The 16,819-nt window shown below is 73.6% G+C and carries 18 protein-coding genes; 8 read left to right on the top strand and 10 right to left on the bottom strand.

All coding sequences use genetic code 11. The features are described 5' to 3' along the window. Positions 1–1,140, bottom strand: a 1,140-nt coding sequence (gene glf, locus B4M60_RS03845; protein WP_291080459.1) for a UDP-galactopyranose mutase, incomplete at its 3' end; no start/stop codon positions are given. Between the two features lie 368 nt (positions 1,141–1,508). Between glf and B4M60_RS03840 the strand changes: the two genes are divergently transcribed. Beyond that, entirely contained in the window at positions 1,509–3,515 is a 2,007-nt protein-coding gene (locus tag B4M60_RS03840; RefSeq protein WP_291080457.1) for an N-acetylmuramoyl-L-alanine amidase, read from the top strand. 135 nt (positions 3,516–3,650) lie between these two features. Here the strand turns inward: B4M60_RS03840 and B4M60_RS03835 are convergent, their stop codons facing one another. Beyond that, positions 3,651–4,484 (bottom strand): HAD family hydrolase, encoded by an 834-nt coding sequence (locus tag B4M60_RS03835; protein ID WP_291080455.1) that lies wholly within the window; start codon positions 4,482–4,484, stop codon positions 3,651–3,653. Continuing rightward, positions 4,481–5,293 carry a lysophospholipid acyltransferase family protein gene (locus B4M60_RS03830; protein ID WP_291080453.1) on the bottom strand — a complete coding sequence of 271 codons (813 nt, stop codon included), beginning with the start codon at positions 5,291–5,293 and terminating at the stop codon, positions 4,481–4,483. Before B4M60_RS03830 ends, B4M60_RS03835 begins: the two co-directional genes overlap by 4 nt. A gap of 60 nt (positions 5,294–5,353) precedes the next feature. On the opposite strand from B4M60_RS03830, the gene B4M60_RS03825 reads away from it, so the two are divergent. Next, entirely contained in the window at positions 5,354–5,863 is a 510-nt protein-coding gene (locus B4M60_RS03825; RefSeq protein ID WP_291080451.1) for a PaaI family thioesterase, read from the top strand. Continuing rightward, positions 5,860–6,372: a GNAT family N-acetyltransferase gene (locus tag B4M60_RS03820; protein WP_291080449.1), complete on the top strand. Its 513-nt coding sequence runs from the start codon at positions 5,860–5,862 to the stop codon at positions 6,370–6,372. Before B4M60_RS03825 ends, B4M60_RS03820 begins: the two co-directional genes overlap by 4 nt. A 35-nt stretch (positions 6,373–6,407) precedes the next feature. On the opposite strand, the gene serS is transcribed toward B4M60_RS03820, so the two are convergent. Then, complete coding sequence (serS, locus tag B4M60_RS03815) at positions 6,408–7,667, bottom strand: serine--tRNA ligase (RefSeq protein WP_291080447.1); 1,260 nt, start codon at positions 7,665–7,667, stop codon at positions 6,408–6,410. Between the two features lie 41 nt (positions 7,668–7,708). Then, on the bottom strand, positions 7,709–8,152 hold the full coding sequence (locus B4M60_RS03810) for an ankyrin repeat domain-containing protein (protein WP_414646722.1): 444 nt from the start codon (positions 8,150–8,152) through the stop codon (positions 7,709–7,711). Between the two features lie 46 nt (positions 8,153–8,198). On the opposite strand from B4M60_RS03810, the gene B4M60_RS03805 reads away from it, so the two are divergent. Next, entirely contained in the window at positions 8,199–9,314 is a 1,116-nt protein-coding gene (locus tag B4M60_RS03805; protein WP_291080445.1) for a septum formation family protein, read from the top strand. Continuing rightward, complete coding sequence (locus tag B4M60_RS03800; protein WP_291080443.1) at positions 9,311–9,661, top strand: metallopeptidase family protein; 351 nt, start codon at positions 9,311–9,313, stop codon at positions 9,659–9,661. Before B4M60_RS03805 ends, B4M60_RS03800 begins: the two co-directional genes overlap by 4 nt. A gap of 18 nt (positions 9,662–9,679) precedes the next feature. Here the strand turns inward: B4M60_RS03800 and B4M60_RS03795 are convergent, their stop codons facing one another. The 3 genes from B4M60_RS03795 to B4M60_RS03785 are packed head-to-tail and all read right to left on the bottom strand — an operon-like array spanning position 9,680 to position 11,798. Next, positions 9,680–10,312 (bottom strand): histidine phosphatase family protein, encoded by a 633-nt coding sequence (locus B4M60_RS03795; protein WP_291080441.1) that lies wholly within the window; start codon positions 10,310–10,312, stop codon positions 9,680–9,682. Beyond that, positions 10,309–11,238, bottom strand: a complete 930-nt coding sequence (pheA, locus tag B4M60_RS03790) for a prephenate dehydratase (protein WP_291080439.1) — start codon at positions 11,236–11,238, stop codon at positions 10,309–10,311. The genes B4M60_RS03795 and pheA overlap by 4 nt, the downstream gene beginning before the upstream one ends. Positions 11,239–11,258: 20 nt before the next feature. After that, a complete protein-coding gene (locus B4M60_RS03785; protein ID WP_291080437.1) occupies positions 11,259–11,798 on the bottom strand; it encodes a hypothetical protein in 540 nt (179 codons plus the stop codon). Between the two features lie 42 nt (positions 11,799–11,840). Between B4M60_RS03785 and B4M60_RS03780 the strand changes: the two genes are divergently transcribed. The 3 genes from B4M60_RS03780 to B4M60_RS03770 all read left to right on the top strand — a co-directional run bounded on the left by B4M60_RS03780 (position 11,841) and on the right by B4M60_RS03770 (position 14,726). Next, positions 11,841–12,509 carry an APA family fibronectin-binding glycoprotein gene (locus tag B4M60_RS03780; RefSeq protein WP_291080435.1) on the top strand — a complete coding sequence of 223 codons (669 nt, stop codon included), beginning with the start codon at positions 11,841–11,843 and terminating at the stop codon, positions 12,507–12,509. Further along, positions 12,506–13,336 carry a CPBP family intramembrane glutamic endopeptidase gene (locus tag B4M60_RS03775; protein WP_291080433.1) on the top strand — a complete coding sequence of 277 codons (831 nt, stop codon included), beginning with the start codon at positions 12,506–12,508 and terminating at the stop codon, positions 13,334–13,336. Before B4M60_RS03780 ends, B4M60_RS03775 begins: the two co-directional genes overlap by 4 nt. A 76-nt stretch (positions 13,337–13,412) precedes the next feature. Further along, a complete protein-coding gene (locus tag B4M60_RS03770) occupies positions 13,413–14,726 on the top strand; it encodes an LCP family protein (protein WP_291080431.1) in 1,314 nt (437 codons plus the stop codon). A gap of 16 nt (positions 14,727–14,742) precedes the next feature. Here the strand turns inward: B4M60_RS03770 and B4M60_RS03765 are convergent, their stop codons facing one another. Continuing rightward, entirely contained in the window at positions 14,743–15,588 is an 846-nt protein-coding gene (locus B4M60_RS03765; protein WP_291080429.1) for a hypothetical protein, read from the bottom strand. 89 nt (positions 15,589–15,677) lie between these two features. Beyond that, on the bottom strand, positions 15,678–16,586 hold the full coding sequence (locus B4M60_RS03760) for a DUF5926 family protein (RefSeq protein ID WP_291080427.1): 909 nt from the start codon (positions 16,584–16,586) through the stop codon (positions 15,678–15,680). Positions 16,587–16,819: the final 233 nt, after the last annotated feature.

Here is a 16,819-nt window from a genome sequence, read left to right as displayed (position 1 = left end):
GAGCGCCGACGCGATGGCCATGTGCATGTCGAGGTACTGGTACGTGCCCAGGCGGCCGCCGAACAGCACCTTGGCGGCGGCGGTCTCGGCCTTGGCCCGCTCGCGGTAGGCGGCCAGCTTCTCGCGGTCGGTGGACTCGTTGATCGGGTAGTACGGCTCGTCGGAGCGCTCGGCGAACCGGCTGTACTCGCGCATGATCACGGTCTTGTCCGTGGGGTAGTCCTTGCGCTCCGGGTGGAAGTGCCGGAACTCGTGGATGCGGGTGAACTCGATGTCGGCGTCGTTGTAGTTCATCACGGGCGTGCCCTGGAAGTCGCCGGTGGGCAGGACCTCCATCTCGAAGTCGAGGGTGCGCCAGCCGAGCTCGCCGTCGGCGTAGTCGAAGTAGCGGTCCAGCGGGCCGGTGTAGACCACGGGCGCGTCGGGGCTGGCGGCGCGCACTGCGTCGCGCACGTCGAACCAGTCGGTGTCCAGCACCACGTCGATCTTGTCGTCGGCCGCCATGTTCTCGAGCCACGCGGTGTACCCGTCGACGGGCAGCCCCTCGTACGTGTCGGAGAAGTAGCGGTTGTCGAAGGTGTAGCGCACGGGCAGCCGCGTGATGTTGCCGGCGGGCAGGTTCTTGGGGTCGGTCTGCCACTGCTTGGCGGTGTAGCCCTTGATGAACGCCTCGTACAGCGGGCGGCCGATCAGGGAGATGGCCTTCTCCTCGAAGTTCGCGGCGTCCTCGGCGGTGAACTCCGAGGCCTGCTCGGCGATGAGCGCGCGCGCCTCGTCCGGCGAGTAGTAGCGGCCGAAGAACTGGTTGATCAGGCCCAGGCCCATCGGGAACTGGTACGCCGTGCCGGAGTACATGCAGAACACCCGGTGCTGGTAGCCGGTGAAGTCGGTGAAGCGGTTGACGTACTCCCACACGCGCTCGTTGGAGGTGTGGAACAGGTGCGCGCCGTACTTGTGGATCTCGATCCCGGTCTCGGGCTCGGCCTCCGAGTAGGCGTTGCCGCCGATGTGGTGCCGCCGGTCCAGCACCAGGACGCGCTTGCCGAGCTCGGCCGCGGCCCGCTCGGCGACCGTCAGTCCGAAGAATCCCGACCCCACCACGATGAGGTCGTAGGTCCCCCACTGCCGCTCGTCCGCCATGCCCGACTTCCCTTCGGTTGATGCCCTCGCGACCGCGCACCGGTCGGCGCGGGTCCGGGTCCGAGCGTATCCGGCGGGAGGGGGGACGACCTACAGGCCACACCCGACGACGACGAGGAGGACCACTCCCGGGGACCGGGCCGCTGCTCAGGTCGCACGTCGGGCCTCCTCGTCGTCGTACGCCGGTTCGAAACCACACGGTTGTGATCCCAAAAACCCCAGCCGTACCACTTGGTTTCACACGTTTCTTGGCTACCATTGACCTCGATCGTCACATACGTCCCAGTGGTCGCGTCCCGACGCGGCCCACGGGGAGAAGTGCCCGCAGCCCCGACCGCGGACCACAGACAGCTGATCTGGAGAAGCCCTTGAGAACACGACGCCGCCCCCTGTACGTCAGCGGTCGACGCCGGACCCTCGCCCTCGCGGTGGCGGTCGCGGCGTCCGTGGTCACGCCCCTCGCCGTCTCCGGTTCCGACCGACTCGTCGACTCCGCGGACATCGCCGCCACCTCGGGCTCGGCCGCCCCCACCGGCGAGACCACCGTCCCCCTCTCCGACGCCCCCACGGCGACCGGGGTGGACTCCGACATCGCGGGCGGCGGCGCCCCGGTCAAGGAGGTCACCTCCGAGACCCCGTTCTCGATGGTCGGTGTGACCTGGACGGGCCACCACCCCCAGGCCACCGCCGCGATGCGCGCCAAGAACCCCGACGGCACGTGGGGCCCCTGGTACCAGGCCGAGGCCGTCGACGGCAAGGCCGAGAGCACCACCGGCACCGGCGGCACCGAGCCCGTCTACCTGGGCACCGACACCACCGCCGTCCAGATCGCGCTCTCCGGGGTCGACCTCGCCGACACCTCGCTCGCCGGGGCACCCGACGCCCCCGCAGAGCCGGCGCCCGCCGAGCCCGCCGCGCCCGAGCCCGCCCCGGCCGAGCCCGCGTCGCCGACACCCGCCCCGGCGCCCGCGCGTCCGGCCGCCTCGGCCGCCGACGACGTCTCGCCGCCGATCCCGACCCGCTACGCCGACATCAAGCCGGTCGCCGAGACCACCGACACCGGCGCGGACTCCGTCACCGCCGTCCTGATCTCCCCCGACGACACCCCGACCCCCGACGCCGAGGCGTTCGGCGACATCGCGGCCACGGGCGGCACGGGCGCGAACGGCGACGTCGCGGCCAAGCAGCCGTCCATCATCACCCGATCCGGCTGGGGCGCCGACGAGTCGATCCGCTGCGGCGGCACGACCTACGACAGCAGCCTCGCCGCCGCCACGGTCCATCACACGGCGGGCAGCAACAATTACTCGCGCGAGGAGTCCGCGGGCGTCGTCCGGGGCATCTACGTCTACCACGCCCGCAACCTCGGCTGGTGCGACGTCGGCTACAACGTGCTGGTCGACAAGTACGGGCAGGCCTTCGAGGGTCGCCGCGGCGGGCTCACCCGCAACGTCCAGGGCGCCCACGCCGGCGGGTTCAACGGCAACACCTTCGGCATCTCGATGATGGGCGACTACTCGACCGTCGCGCCGTCCGACGCCACCGTCCGGAAGATGGGCGAGGTGATCGGCTGGCGCCTGTCGATCGCCGGCATCGATCCCAAGGGCACCGACACCCACTACTCCGAGGGCACCTCGTACACCAAGTACTCGGCCGGCACCGCGGTCCGGCTGCCCAACATCTTCGCCCACCGCGACGTCGGCACCACCTCGTGCCCCGGCGACGCCGGGTACGCCAAGATGGGCCAGATCCGCGACATCGCGGCCGCCTACGCCAAGAGCGGCGGCGGGACCCCCGCCCCGTCCAACCCGGCGCCGTCCAACCCCGCGCCCCCCGCCACGTCCAACCCCGGGACGACCCCGCGGCCGGGCACCGGCACCGGCACGACGATCCCGGGCGTGACGCAGGGCAGCGTCCAGGACGCGGTGACCTCGGCGCTCCGGACCGTGCTGACCGGCGGCAAGCTGGACGCCGCCGCCCTGACCAGGATCCTCACCGGGGGCAAGTCGCTGTCCGACATCCCGGTGAGCGCGGGCTCGGTGCAGGCCGTGATCGGTGGCGACTTCGGCCGACTCGCCTCCCAACTCGCCGGCCCGCTCGGCAAGGCGCTCTCCGGGATCCAGAGGTTCGGCAACGTCTCCCTGGTCAAGTACGAGAACGGCGCGCTGTACTCCTCCCCGGAGACCGGCACCCACCCGGTGTGGGGCGCGATCGGCGACGCCTGGGCCTCCCAGGGCTTCGAACACGGCCCGCTCGGACTCCCGGTGTCCGCCGAGGCCGAGCGCGCCGACGGGACGATCGCCCAGCGGTTCGTGGGCGGCACGCTGGTCTTCGACCCGGCCACCACCGAGCTCACGGTGGAGCCGAACCCCTGATCCCCGGCCGACGGTCACCGTCGGCCGACCAGACTCGCGGGCCGGATCCCATCAGGTGTGCCCGCCGCCCCTCCAACGGGGCGGCGGGCACACCGGGGAAGTGATGGGGACCGGTCCGCGCCCCCGACCTGACGCTCAGGTCCACCAGCGGCGCAGCACGTGCGCCAGGCCCGCCTCGTCGTTGGTGAGCGTGACCTCGTCCGCCGCTGCGTGGACCGACGGGATCGCGTTCCCCATGGCCACCCCGTGGTCCGCCCACCGGAGCATCTCGAGGTCGTTGGGCATGTCCCCGAAGGCGACCGTGACCGGGACGACGGACGGGGTGGCGGTGGACGCCGCGGTGCCGGCCGCGACCTCCGCCAGACCACTCGCCTTGGTCACGCCGCGCGCGGCGAACTCGATGAGCCCGTCGGTCGTGGAGTAGGTGAGGTCGGCCAGGTGGTCCACCTCGCCGCGCAACGCGGCGACCATGTCGGCGCTGGGCATGCCCGGGACCCTCGCCAGGAGCTTGAGCACCGGCCGGGAGAGCACCTCCGAGTGACCGACCTCGAGGTGCTCGGGGTGGATCCAGGCGTGTTCGTAGTCCGGGCTGGCCACGAAGTCCGCGTCGGCGGCGTCCTCGCCCAGCCGCTCGGCCGCGATCCCGCTGCCCGGCAGCAGCGAACGGAGGATCTCGTCGATCGCCGCCAGCGTCTCCGCCTCGAGCAGCCGGGTGCTGAGGAACTCACCGCTGTCGGTGTCCATGATGACGGCCCCGTTGGCGCACACCGCGAGGGGCGCGACCGGGAGTTGGTCGACCACCTGTGCCAGCCACCGCGGCGGCCGTCCCGTCGCCAGGACGAACGTCGCGCCGTCCGCCACCAGATCCTCGACCACCGCGCGGTTCGCCTCCGGGACCAGGTGGTCCGTGCCGATCAGCGTTCCGTCGACATCCGTGGCGACGAGCAGCGGCCTGGAACGGGTCGTCACGGAGCGTCCGGGCCCGCCGGTCCCTCCGGGGCGTCAGCGCCCGCCTCACCCACCGCCCCGGCCCGGCGGCGCATCCGTTCCGCCTGCTCGGCCTCGTCCAGCGCGGTCGCCTCCTCGAGCGTCGGGGCCGAGCCGCCGAGGCGGGCGGGGACCCAGTTGGCACCGGGAGGGTACGGGCCGTGGAGCCGGGCGTACTCGGTCTGGATCTCCTCGAGGGTCACCTGCATCCTCGAACGGAGTTCCTCGGTGCACTCGTCCACCGGCTCGTAGGCGGTCATCGGCTCACCCACCACCATGTGGATCGGCACCTTGGGGCGCAGCAGCTTCTTGGGCAGTCCCTTGGTCCACACGCGCTGCGAGCCCCACAGGGTCACGGTGATGATCGGGACGTCCGCGGCCACCGCCATGCGCACCGCCCCCGACTTGAAGCCCTTGATCTCGAAGCTGCGGCTGATGGTGGCCTCGGGGAACACCCCCACCAACTCGCCGGCCCGGAGCCGGTTCACCGCCTCGTCGAAGGACGCCTTGCCGGCCGTGCGGTCCACGGGGATGTGCTTGAGCTCGCGCATGATCGGCCCGGACACCTTGTGGTCGAAGACCTCGACCTTGGCCATGTAGCGGATGAACCGCTTGTGCACGCGCGCCGGGATGCCCCCGTAGACAAAGTCGAGGTACCCGGTGTGGTTCATCACCACCACCGCGCCGCCGACCTCGGGGAAATTCCGCGCCCCGCGAATCCTGAGGTCCAGGCCCTGGACCTTGAACATTACGCGGGCGAACCCGATGATCCCCGTATAGAGCAATTCCACAGGGCTCAGCGTAGCGGCCCGGCCCCACCGACGTACCCGGCTCCCGGTAGGTTCAGCCGGGTGGACCCCGACACGCCCCCCGATTCCGCCCCGCGGAGCCGCAGTTACACCTGGCCGGCACCGCCCGCCGACACCGCACGGGCGCCACACGCGGGCATGGACGCGCTGCAGCGGGTCCTCGACGGGGAGCGCCACCTCTCCCCCGGTGCGCTCACCCTGGGACTCCGACTCGACTCGGTCGCGGAGCGCGCGATCGTCATGACGGCCGAACCCGCCGAATGGGCGCTCAACAACGGCGGCACCGTCCACGGCGGGATCGTTTCGGGTTGGGTCGACTCGGCGCTGGGGTACGCCACGGCCACGGTCGTCGAGCCGGGCGTCGGCTACAACACCCTGGACCTGACCGTCCGCTACATCCGGGCGCTGCGCCTGGAGTGCACACCGGCCACGATCGCCGCCGAGGTGGAGCACGTGGGCCGCTCGACCTGCGTGGTCCAGGTCAAGGTCACCGACACCGACGGCCGGATCTGCGCCAGCGCGAGCGGCGTGATGATGCTGTTCCGCCCGTGACCGCCCACGTCACCGTCCGTCCCGAGACGGCCAGCGACGCGCCGTCCGTGCGGGAGGTGGTCCTCGCGGCCTTCCCCGACGTTGACGAGGCAGACCTCGTCGACGCGCTCCGCGCCGATGAAGAGGCGTGGATCGACGGTTTGAGCTGGGTGGCTGTGGACGCCGCCGGTCACCTGGTGGGCCATTCCTTGCTCACCCGCTGCCACATCGGCACAGCGTCTGCGCTGTGCCTCGCTCCGTGCTCGGTCCGGCCGGACCGTCAGCGCGAAGGCGTGGGGACGGCGGTCACGGCCGCCGCGCTGAAGGCGGCCCGCCGGGCGGGGGAATCCCTCGTCGTCGTCCTGGGCCACCCCGACTACTACCCGCGGTTCGGATTCGAACGGGCCTCCACCCACGGGATCCGGTTGTCGATCGAGGTGCCCGACGAGTCCCTCATGGTGCTGCGGCTCGACCCGGGTGCCCGGATACCGCCCGGACTGGTGCGGTACCCGCGGGCATTCGGGATCTGACCCGGGTAGGACCGGCGTCCCGGCGGACGCAGGCACTAGCGGGGCTCGAGCACGTCCTTGCCGACGAACGGGCGCAGCGCCTCCGGCACGACCACGGAGCCGTCCGCCTGCTGGTGGTTCTCGAGGATCGCCACGAGCCACCGCGTGGTGGCCAGGGTGCCGTTGAGGGTGGCGACCGTCTGCGGCTTGCCGGTGTCGTCCCGGTACCGGACGCCCAACCGGCGGGCCTGGAACGTCGTGCAGTTGGAGGTCGAGGTGAGCTCGCGGTAGGTCCCCTGGGTGGGGACCCACGCCTCGCAGTCGTACTTGCGTGCCGCCGACGAGCCGAGGTCGCCGCCGGCGATGTCGATCACGCGGAACGGCAGGCCCATGGCCAGCAGCATCTCCTTCTCGAGGGCCAGCAGGCGCAGGTGCTCCCCGTGCGCCTCCTCCGGCGCGCACCAGGAGAACATCTCCACCTTGTCGAACTGGTGGACGCGGATGATGCCGCGGGTGTCCTTCCCGTGGCTGCCCGCCTCGCGGCGGAAGCACGAGGACCAGCCGCAGTAGCGCTTGGGCCCGTCCGACAGGTCCAGGATCTCGCCCTGGTGGTAGCCCGCCAGGGCGACCTCGGAGGTGCCGACCAGGTAGAGGTCGTCGTCGGCCAGGTGGTAGATCTCGTCGGCGTGCGAGCCGAGGAACCCGGTGCCCTGCATGATCTCGGGCTTCACGAGGACCGGCGGGATCATCAGGGTGAAGCCGTGGGCCGTGGCCTTCTGGGCGGCGAGCTGCAGCATCCCCAGCTGGAGCAGGGCGCCGTCCCCGGTGAGGAAGTAGAAGCGGGCACCCGAGACCTTGGCGCCGCGCTCCATGTCCAGCAGCCCCAGTCTCTCGCCCAGCTCGAGGTGGTCCCTGGGCTGGAAGTCGAAGGTGGGGATCTCGCCGACCCGCTCGATCTCCACGAAATCGTCCTCGCCGCCGGCGGGGGTGCCCTCCTCCACGACGTTGGACAGCGCCCGCTGGATCCGGTCGACCTCGGCCGCGGCGGCCTTCTCGGCCTCCTCGGCGTCCTTGACGGCCTGCTTGAGCGCGCCCGCGGCCTCGAGCAACGCGGGGCGGTCCTCGGGGGCGGCCTGACCGACCATCCTGCCGTGGGCCTTCTGCTCGGCCCGCGCGCCGTCGGCGGCGGAGATCGAGGTCCGGCGCGCCTCGTCCGCGGCCAGCAACCGGTCCACCAGGGACGGGTCCTCCCCGCGGGTGCGCTGGGAGTCGCGGACGAGGTCGGGGTTCTCGCGGAGCAGCTTGAGATCGATCACGGCGACAAGCCTAGCGGGCGCGCGCCGGGGCACCCGGGGGGTCAGACCCCGAAGAGCTCGAGGAACGCGTCCTTCTCGAACATGCGTGCGGTGTCCACGGCGGTGGGGGTCCCCGCATACGGATCCGCGCCCGCCTCGAACAGCACCCGGACCACCTCGCCGTAGCCCTTGAACACGGCGCCGGCGAGGGGGGTCTGACCACGGTCGTTGGCCCGGTCCACCGTCGCGCCGCGGGCCACCAGGGCCCGCACGGTCGCGGGGTGACCGTTGTAGGCCGCCAACATGAGCAGCGCGTCCCCGCGCTCGTTGGTCAGATCGGGGGTCACGCCCGCGTCGACGAAGGCCGCCAGCCGTTCCGTCTCCCCGTCCCGCGCGAGCTGGAACAGCATCTGCGCAAACTCGAGGACCTCCGGGTCCACGCCCTCACGTGGCTCGCGGGAACCCGCCTGCGGACCGCCCGCCTCGTCGTGTCCGTGTCCGCTCATGCCGGTGATCCTATCGGCAACACGAAGTTGCGGCATCATGGACGTGATGACCACTGTCTCCCGATCACCGCACCCGGGTCGGTCCCTGCTCCGGACCCGGGGCGCGGTCGTGTCCTCCCTCGTCGCGATCCTGGCCGGCGGGGCGGTGACGGGCGGACTCATGGCCTCGGCGATAGGCGACCCGAACTCGCCCCGGGCGGAACGCATCGCGGCGATCGTCCCGCAGGTCGACCCCCGGACGCTGTCCGGTCCCGCCTACGCGAACGCCGCGCCCGGAACCTGCCTGACCTGGGCGGTCGACACCGCGGACCGCGTCACCGCGTTCACCACCGTCGACTGCGCCGAGCCCCACCGCTTCGAGGTCGCCGGCCGCATCGACCTCATCGACGTGCCGGGCTTCGGCGACGACGCCCCGCTCCCGGACTCGTCGGACCTGGCTGCCGTGGGCACGGACCGGTGCCTGCCGCTCGTCACCCGCTACGCCGGGGGCCGCGAGGTCGACCCCGTCGGCCGGTTCACCGGGTTGGTCGTCCCACCGTCGGCGGAGGGGTGGGCCAAGGGCGACCACGCGGTGCTGTGCGGCGTCGCCGCCTCCGAACTCGACGGGCGGTCCGCCCCCTCCACCGGGGTGTTCGCGGAGGCGGACCAGCACCGATGGTGGGAGCCGGGGACCTGCCTGGGCTTCACCGACGCGGGCCTGCCGGGGGCACCGCTGCCGTGTTCCGCCGACCACTCGATCGAGATCGTCTCCGACCTCGACGTGACCGGGACGTTCCCGGAGGGCCCCACCCCTCCGGAGCCACGGGTGCAGTCCGAGCTCACCGCGGAGGCCTGCCGCGCCGCCGGGGTCGCCTACCTCGGGGACGCCGAGGCGCTCCGCCGCACGACCCTGATCTCGACCCTCGTGAACCCGATCTCGCCGATCTCCTGGGCCACCGGGAGCCGGACCGTGAACTGCGGGCTGATGAAGGCCGCCGATCCCGGGCCGTTCGCGGTCCTCAGGGGGTCCGCCCGCCAGGGGGTGCTGATCGACGGCGCCACGCCGGTCGCGCCCACCACCACGTCGCTCCCCGCCCCCGGTCCGGCGCCCGCGGTCCCCGGCGCCCCGGCGGGGGAGGCGTCCGGGACGGTGTCGGTCCCGGTCCCCGGCGGCACGCCGTGACGCTCGTCGTGGGCGAGGCCAGGTTCGAGGCGCTCGTCGACGACGCGCTGGACTCCGTGCCCGACGAGTTGTTCGCCGCGATGGACAACGTCGTGGTGCTCGTCGCCGACCGCCACCCGGAGGAACCCGACCTCCTCGGCCTGTACGAGGGCGTGGCGCTCACCGAGCGCGACACCACCTACTCGGGCTACCTCCCGGACACCATCACGATCTACCGGGGCGCGCTCTGCGAGTTCTGCACGACCGAGCAGCAGCTCGTCCACGAGGTGGCGGTGACGGTCATCCACGAGATCGCGCACCACTTCGGGATCGACGAGCACACGCTGCACGAGCTGGGCTGGGGCTGACGAGCCCGGCCGGGCGGGTCAGACCTGCGGGCGCCCCAGGTGGTCGCCCCACCGCTCGCAGGACCAGCCGCCGCGGTCCGGCGCCAGCTCGATGACCCCGCAGTTGGGGATCCTGTTGCTCAGCGCCCACTGCGAGGGGGCGGCCCCGGCGAACACGGCGATCATCCTCATGAGGGTGCCGTGGACCACCAGCACCACGTCCGTGCCGTTGTCCAGGTGGGACTCGCGCAGCTCGGCGATCACGGGCATCGCCCGGTCGCGCACGGCCAGCGCGCTCTCGCCGCCGGGCAGGCTCGAGGCGAGGTCGCCGTCCTCCAGCCAGTCGCGGACCACCCGGTTGTAGGACAGGAGCGCCTCGGGCCCGGTCCGCATCTCGTACTCCCCGGCCTGGACCTCGATCAGGCCGGGCACGGCCTGGGTGGGCAGCCCCATCGCCCCGGCGATCAGCCCGGCGGTCTCGCGGGCGCGGGCGGCCTCGGAACTGAGGATCACCGACGGCGAGATCCCCGACCCGGCGAGCTCCTGCCCGACCGCCCTCGCCTGGTCCCGTCCGAGGTCGGTGAGCGGCGCCCCCGGCAGGGCGGTGTCCAGGGCTCCGGCGACGTTCGACGGGGTCTGCCCGTGCCGGACCAGGTGCAGGCGCGCGCTCACGATCCCGCCCCCCGCCGGAGGCCGTCGATCCAGTCGAGCGCCTCGCCGCGATCCGGCGGCGGCGAGCCCGCGGCGAGGCCGTCCGCCACCGGCCACGACCCGAGGAAGCGCAGACCGGCGGTCCGTTGGTGCAGGGCCGCCAGGGCCTCGGCCACCGCCGGGTCGTCGATGTGTCCGACCAGGTCCACGTGGAACAGGTAGGTGAACCGCTCGACCCGCGTGGGCCGGGACCCGATCCGCGTGAGGTCGATCTGACGGATCGACAGCTCGGTGAGCGCCTGGACCAGCGAGTTGGGCTCGTGCGGCAGGCCAAAGACGACGCAGGTCCGGTCGTGCCCGGTCCGCTCGGGCGGCGGCCCGGGGCGTCCCACCAGGACGAACCGGGTCCGGGCCCCGCCCACGTCGGCGACGTCCTCCGCGAGCGGGACCAGCCCGTTGATCTGGCCCGCCCGCGCGGGGGCGGCCGTGGCGTCGGCGCTGCCGGCCGCCACCTCCTCGGCTCCGGCCGCGGTGGACGAGGTCGTCTCGATGCGGGCGCCCGGCAGGTGCGCGGCGACCCATCGCCGGACCTGCGCCGCGGCGATCGGGTGGGTCCTCAGCACCCGGACGTCGGCGGCCGCGGTACCGGGCCGGACGAGGATGGAGAAGACCACGTCGAGCTCGTTCTCCGCGAAGATCTGCAGCCGCGCCCCCTCCGCGAGGGAGTCGCTGGTGGGGTTGACGGTGCCGTCGACGGAGTTCTCGAACGGCACGCACGCGTAGTCGGCGGCGCCCGCCCGGACGAGGTCCAGCGCCTCGTCCGGGGTGCCGGCCGGGACGGCCTCGGCGCCGTCGAGCAGCGCGGAGGTACGCGCGTCCGCACGGAAACGGTGCAGGGCGGCGTCGGCGAAGGTTCCGGGCGGGCCGAGGTAGGCGACGGTGACCACGACGACAAGACTAGCCAGCCTCAGGGAAGGTGCGCGGAGGCGAGGTCCGCCGAGACCTCGTCCACGTCCCGGGACGGGACGATCACACACGTCACCACGTCCCGTATCGCCTCGCGGGCGGCCCGCGGGAGCGCGAGCAGCGCATCCGGGTCGGGGGCGGCGAGCGCGGCCCGGACGTCACCCCCCGTCATGGCGGCGACAGCCCCGGCGAGCAGGGCCCACACCTGCCCGGCGTCCGCGCACCGGGGGACCAGACCCGACCCGAAGCCGACGCCCGAGTGGGCCGCGACCGCCAGGAGGTCCACCAGGTGGTCCACCGCGGGTCCCGCCCCGGCCAGGCCCGGTGCCACATCGACGACGGCGGCGGCGCCCCGGGCGAGGACGACCGCGACCACCTCGGATCCCGGGAGACCGGTCTCCGGGTCCGGCGCCACCGCGGCGGGGGCCGGAACAGCCCAGCGGGCGAGCGTGGCCGCGAGCCCGGACTCGTCCGCGACGAGGTCCTCCAGCAGATCCGGGCGGGAGGGACCGCGGCTGAGCAGTTCGAGCGACACCGTCATGACCACAGGTCTACACCCCGGACGTTGCTAGTCTCTCCCCCGATGGGTTCCGACGACTCCCCCGCCCCCGACCACGATCCGGCCCCCGACGCCTCTCACCTGACACCGGAGGAGAAGCGCGGGCCGCGCACGATCCACGTGGCGCTGGGGTTGCTCGCCGCCCTGTTGATCGTGTCGGTGGTGACGACCCCGGAGGCCGTCCTGCCCAGGGACTCCACCCTGCACGGCGCCCACCACGTTGACCCCGCGTCCGGCCTGGACGTCCCCGTCCCGGTCGGGTGGGTGGTGGCCGACAGCCCGGAGTTCGGCAGCCTCATGCTGGTGCCGGTCGGATCCGGGCGCGCGCTCGACACCCGCATCCTGGCCGGGCGGCTGGAGCCGGGCATCGCCGCGGCGGCCGTCGGCGACGACCGGGGGGCGGCGAACGCCCTGGCGGAGACCATCCAGCTGTACGTCATGGGTGTCAGCGGCACCCCCGACGAACAGCGCACCGTCGACCTCGGCACCGGTGCGGGCGACGGGGCCGCGGTCTCCTACGTGGTGGTCCCCGACGCGGACTCCGACCCGGACTCCGGCGGCCTGGTCTACGCCGCGGTGTTCGGGTCCGGCGACGAGCGCTGGTGGATCGCGTACACGACGACCGCCCAGCAGTCCGCCCCCGGAACACGGTGGATGGACCGGCTGGTCCGCGACGTCCGGCGGTCGGGGTGACCCGGGCGGGCCGGGCCCGACGGGCGCTCTCGCCGCGCGAGGCGTTCCGGCGCTTCGCCTCGAGGTTCGACCCGGTCACCGACCCGCGCACCCGCCGGCTCCTGGCGGCGGAGCTCGTCGTCGTCCTCCTGGTGACCTTCGGGCTCTCCGGCCTGTACTCGGTCCTCGACCTGGTCTCCGCGCTGCTCGCGCCCGAGGCCCTGGACGAGCAGACCGCCGCGCTCAACGCCTCCCGGTCCACCCACGCCTGGCTCGACCTCGCCTACCAACTGCTCGGGGTCCTCCGGCTGGTGGCGTGGGCCGCGCTGCCGCTGGTGCTCCTCGCCCACACCGGGATCGGCCCGCGGGCGGTCGGGCTGGTCCGGGAGCGCGCCGGCCGCCAGGTGGCCTGGGGGCTCGCGCTGACCGCCGCCATCGGGATCCCCGGCCTCGCGCTCTACCTCGGCGCGGTGGCGGCGGGGGCCAACCTGCAGGTCTCGGCCTCGGGCCTCACGGAGACGTGGTGGCGGCCGCTCGTGCTGGTCCTGGCCGCGGCGGGCAACGGTGCCGCCGAGGAGGTCCTCGTGGTGGGCTACCTGCTCGTGCGCCTGCGGCAACTCGGCGTCCCGCCGGCGGTCGCCCTGGCCGGCACGGCGCTGCTGCGCGGGTCGTACCACCTGTACCAGGGCTTCGGCGGCGGGCTGGGGAACCTCGCGATGGGACTCGTGTTTGCGCTGTACTGGATGCGGACGCGCCGGCTGTGGCCGCTCATCCTGGCGCACACCCTCCTGGATGTGGCGGCGTTCCTCGGGTACGCGGTGCTGGCCCCGCACGTGTCGTGGCTGTGACGGGCCGTGTGACCCTGCCCTCCGCGGCGCTGTCCGACCCGCCGCGCGTGCAGGACGCCAAGTAGAGTCCGATCCCATGACCGACGACCCCAGGCGCCGGCACCTCACGCCAGAGGAGGCCGCCGAACTCAGGCGGCGCGCACGCGAGGCACGCGGCTACGCCGACCCCGGCGCGCCACGCGACCCCGCGCCCCGGCGCGAGCGGCCCGCGGGCCGGACCGGCTACCAGCCCCGCCAGCAACCCGAGCCGCTGCCCCGGGGCGGGAGCGCGCGCCACACCGGCCGGCCCCCCGAGCGGTCGCCCCGGCCCCGGGCCGACACCCGCGACCCCTACCGCCAGCCCGTCGACCCGCGGGCGCAACGGCCCGACGGCGGGCGACCGCGGGCCGCTGCGCCACCGCGCGACCGCCGGGCGCACCGGGCGCCCCGCACCCGCCGACCGGGCCCCCTGCGCATCCTGGGCCTGATCCTGGTCGTGGTCCTCACCCTGGGCGTGGCGGGCGTGATCTGGGCCGACTCCACGCTGCAGCGGATCGACGCCCTCACCGACTACCCCGGCCGCGGCGGGAAGACCCCGGGCACCGTCACGCTGCTGGTGGGCACGGACTCCCGCGAGGGGCTCACCCCGGAGCAGCAGGCCCAGCTGTCGACCGGGTCGGAATCCGACGCCGGCGGCAGACGCACCGACACCATGATGCTGGTCTACACGCCGCGGGACGGCGGCAGGACCATGCTCATCTCGCTGCCCCGCGACCTGCTGGTCGACATCCCCGGTTACGGGCAGAACAAGCTCAACGCCGCCTACGCGTTCGGCGGCCCGGCCCTGCTGACCCAGACCCTCGAGGAACAGAGCGGGGTCCGGATCGACCACTACGCGGAGATCGGTTTCGGCGGCTTCGCCGGGATCGTCGACGCGGTCGGGGGCGTGGACCTCTGCCTGGACGAGCCGATCAACGACCCGCTGGCCGGCCTCGACCTGGCCGCCGGGTGCCAGACCCTGACCGGCCCGCAGGCCCTCGGGTTCGTCAGGACCCGCTACGGGTTCGCCGAACAGGACCTCCAGCGGGTCCGCAACCAGCGGCAGTTCCTGGGCGCGCTCATGCGCAAGACCATGTCCCCGGGGATCCTGCTCAACCCGTTCACCGCGCTGCCCCTGGTCGACTCCGCCGCCGCGTCCGCGACCGTGGACACCGGCGACCACATCTGGAACCTCGCCTCGGTGATGTGGAAGCTCCGGGGCGACCCGCTCACCGTGACCGCACCGTACGACGGCATGGAGTCCGGCGACGTGGGTTCCTACCTGGTGTGGGGCCCCAGCACGACCGAGTTCTTCGACGCCGTCGCCTCGGGGCGGACCCCACCGCAGGACTACCTCGAGTCCGGGCCCTGAGCGGAGCCCGCCCGGCTCACCCCGCCGGGGTGATCGAGACGATCCCCCACGTGCCGTCCGGGTTCTCCGCCACCCGGACACGCTGCCGGATGATCACCGGCTCGCCGTCCGGCGGGGTCTCCGTCAGGGTCACCTCGAGGAGCGTGGGCGACAGTTCCCGCGCGTCGACGCAGTGGGTGGTGCCCGGGGGAACCCGGTCCACCCCGTCGGTACGGAGCTGCTCCTCCGTCATCCGGCTCGTCGGCGAGACCGCCTCGAACGCCTTCGCCGCGGACCGCTCGACGTAGTAGGCGTGGTCGAACGCGAGCACGGCCTCGAGCGGGCCGTCCAGCGACCCCGGCCCGTCACCCGCCACGCGGCCCGGCCCGGAGACCGCGACGCAGCCCGTCGGCTCCTCGCCCGTCGGTGCCACGACCCCGCGGGTGAGGACGAACCCCAGGACCGCCGACCCGGTCAGCACGGCCACGCCGGCTGCCGCGGCGAGGCCGAGGCGACGCGACCGCGCACCGGGACCGGGCGGGGACGCGGTCTCGGGGGCGGCGCGGCCCTCCCGGTCCCGCCGCGTGGATCCCGCCCGCCCGGAGCCGAAGGGCAGCGAGGACAGGTCCTCCGCCCGGCCGGGGTCCCCGATCGCCGCGGGCGGCTCACCCCCGTGCCGCGACGCGCCCAGCCGGATGCGGGCGGGGGCGGGCTCACGGGGGCGCTCCTGATGCCCGGCGTCCGGTTGGTCAACCGCGGGCGGGGACGGCACCGACGGGTCGGCGGTCGGCCCGGTCCGCAGCCACGGCGGGACGGTCACCCCGGGAGGCCGGGGCGGCTCGTCGTCGCCTGTCCCCCGCTGGTCGACCACGGCCGATCCCACCCCCTGAGCTCCACGTCCTGATCGGCGACCTCGTCGCCGCACGAACGGATACTAGAGGCCCCCGGCCGCGGCCGGGGGTCGGTGCCGGATCAGCGCAGGGTGACCTGGCGCGCGCGCAGCCCGTCGCGGGAGGCGCGCTCGTCCGAGCCGAGCGGCCCCTCCTGTGCGAGCGCCTCGCCCAGACGCGCGTCGAGTTCCTGCAGGCCCGGCGCCCACTCCTGGTGATGCATCTCCGGGTCCAGGTCGAACACCGGCACGAGCAGCCCGTGGGTCCGGAACGACCCGGCGAACCGCGAACCCTCGCCCAGGTGGAGGCCACCGGCGGCGTGGACGCGCGCGAGCGCCTCGAACAGTGCGTCCTCGTCCTCCGGTCGCACCCAGCGGATGTGGGCCTTCTCCCCGGCGTCGACCCACCAGGCCGCCTCGATGCCGTCGGCGGTGACGCGGGCGGAGGGCATCATGACCTCGTTGGCGTTCTTGATGGCCTGGGCGATCTCGGGGCTGACCTGGGCGCCGTCGGCGAGCCACCACGAGAAGTCCGGGTGGACCGCGATCTCCAGCGGGGCGTCGGCCACCACGACGTCGGCCAACGCCGGGGTGGAGTCGCTCGGGTGCGAGCTGGTCAGCGTCTCGCCGCCCCCGGCCCGCGAGGCCCAGTCCACCGCGTACGCCAGGTCGGCGGCCGGGTCCGGTCCGTGGACCTGCACCTGGAGCCCCACCAGGGCCTCGCCGCCCAGCAACTCGTCGCGCACCAGGCCGGCGATGGCACCGGGCAGGACGGTGGCCAGCGTGATGTCCCGGCCGTCTCCGGGCGTGGCGAGGCGCGTGGTGGCGGACGGCACGAACTCGCGCATCGCGACCATGTCGCATTCCCCGGCGAACCCGGCGAACGGCCGCGGCTCGACGCTCAGTTCCTCACGCTCGGCCGCTCGTGCGGCGATCTTTGCCTGGCGGTTGCCGCCGGACTTGGGCTCATTATGGCGATGACGTCTACCCACGACGCCCACGATACGGGGCACCGCCACGGCCCGTCCGCCGGACACCGGACTCCGGCGGCGGGGCGCGGCAGAAGCGGGGGGGCGCGGCAGAAGCGGCGGGACGCGTGCAGACCGGCAGCGCGACCCGGGCCGGATGCGCTGCGCCTTTGCCCTGCGCTGCGGGAATGCCCGGAAACGCGGGGGGCACGCGTCCGGAATGGTCCATTCAGGCAGCGCATGTCACAGCCGCAGCG

Origin of the sequence: Dietzia sp. UBA5065 (assembly GCA_002415925.1) — a bacterium.
GTDB lineage: Bacteria > Actinomycetota > Actinomycetes > Mycobacteriales > Mycobacteriaceae > Dietzia.
The sequence above is the reverse complement of the archived record's forward strand: the minus strand, read 5'-3'. Positions and strand labels throughout refer to the sequence as shown.

What these genes read in the sequence shown, in the direction of transcription:
- B4M60_RS03810 (WP_414646722.1), bottom strand. Translation starts at nt 8,152, where the DNA reads ATGAGCGGACACGGACACGACGAGGCGGGCGGTCCGCAGGCGGGTTCC.
- B4M60_RS03770 (WP_291080431.1), top strand. Translation starts at nt 13,413, where the DNA reads ATGACCGACGACCCCAGGCGCCGGCACCTCACGCCAGAGGAGGCCGCC.
- B4M60_RS03780 (WP_291080435.1), top strand. Translation starts at nt 11,841, where the DNA reads ATGGGTTCCGACGACTCCCCCGCCCCCGACCACGATCCGGCCCCCGAC.
- B4M60_RS03785 (WP_291080437.1), bottom strand. Translation starts at nt 11,798, where the DNA reads ATGACGGTGTCGCTCGAACTGCTCAGCCGCGGTCCCTCCCGCCCGGAT.
- B4M60_RS03805 (WP_291080445.1), top strand. Translation starts at nt 8,199, where the DNA reads ATGACCACTGTCTCCCGATCACCGCACCCGGGTCGGTCCCTGCTCCGG.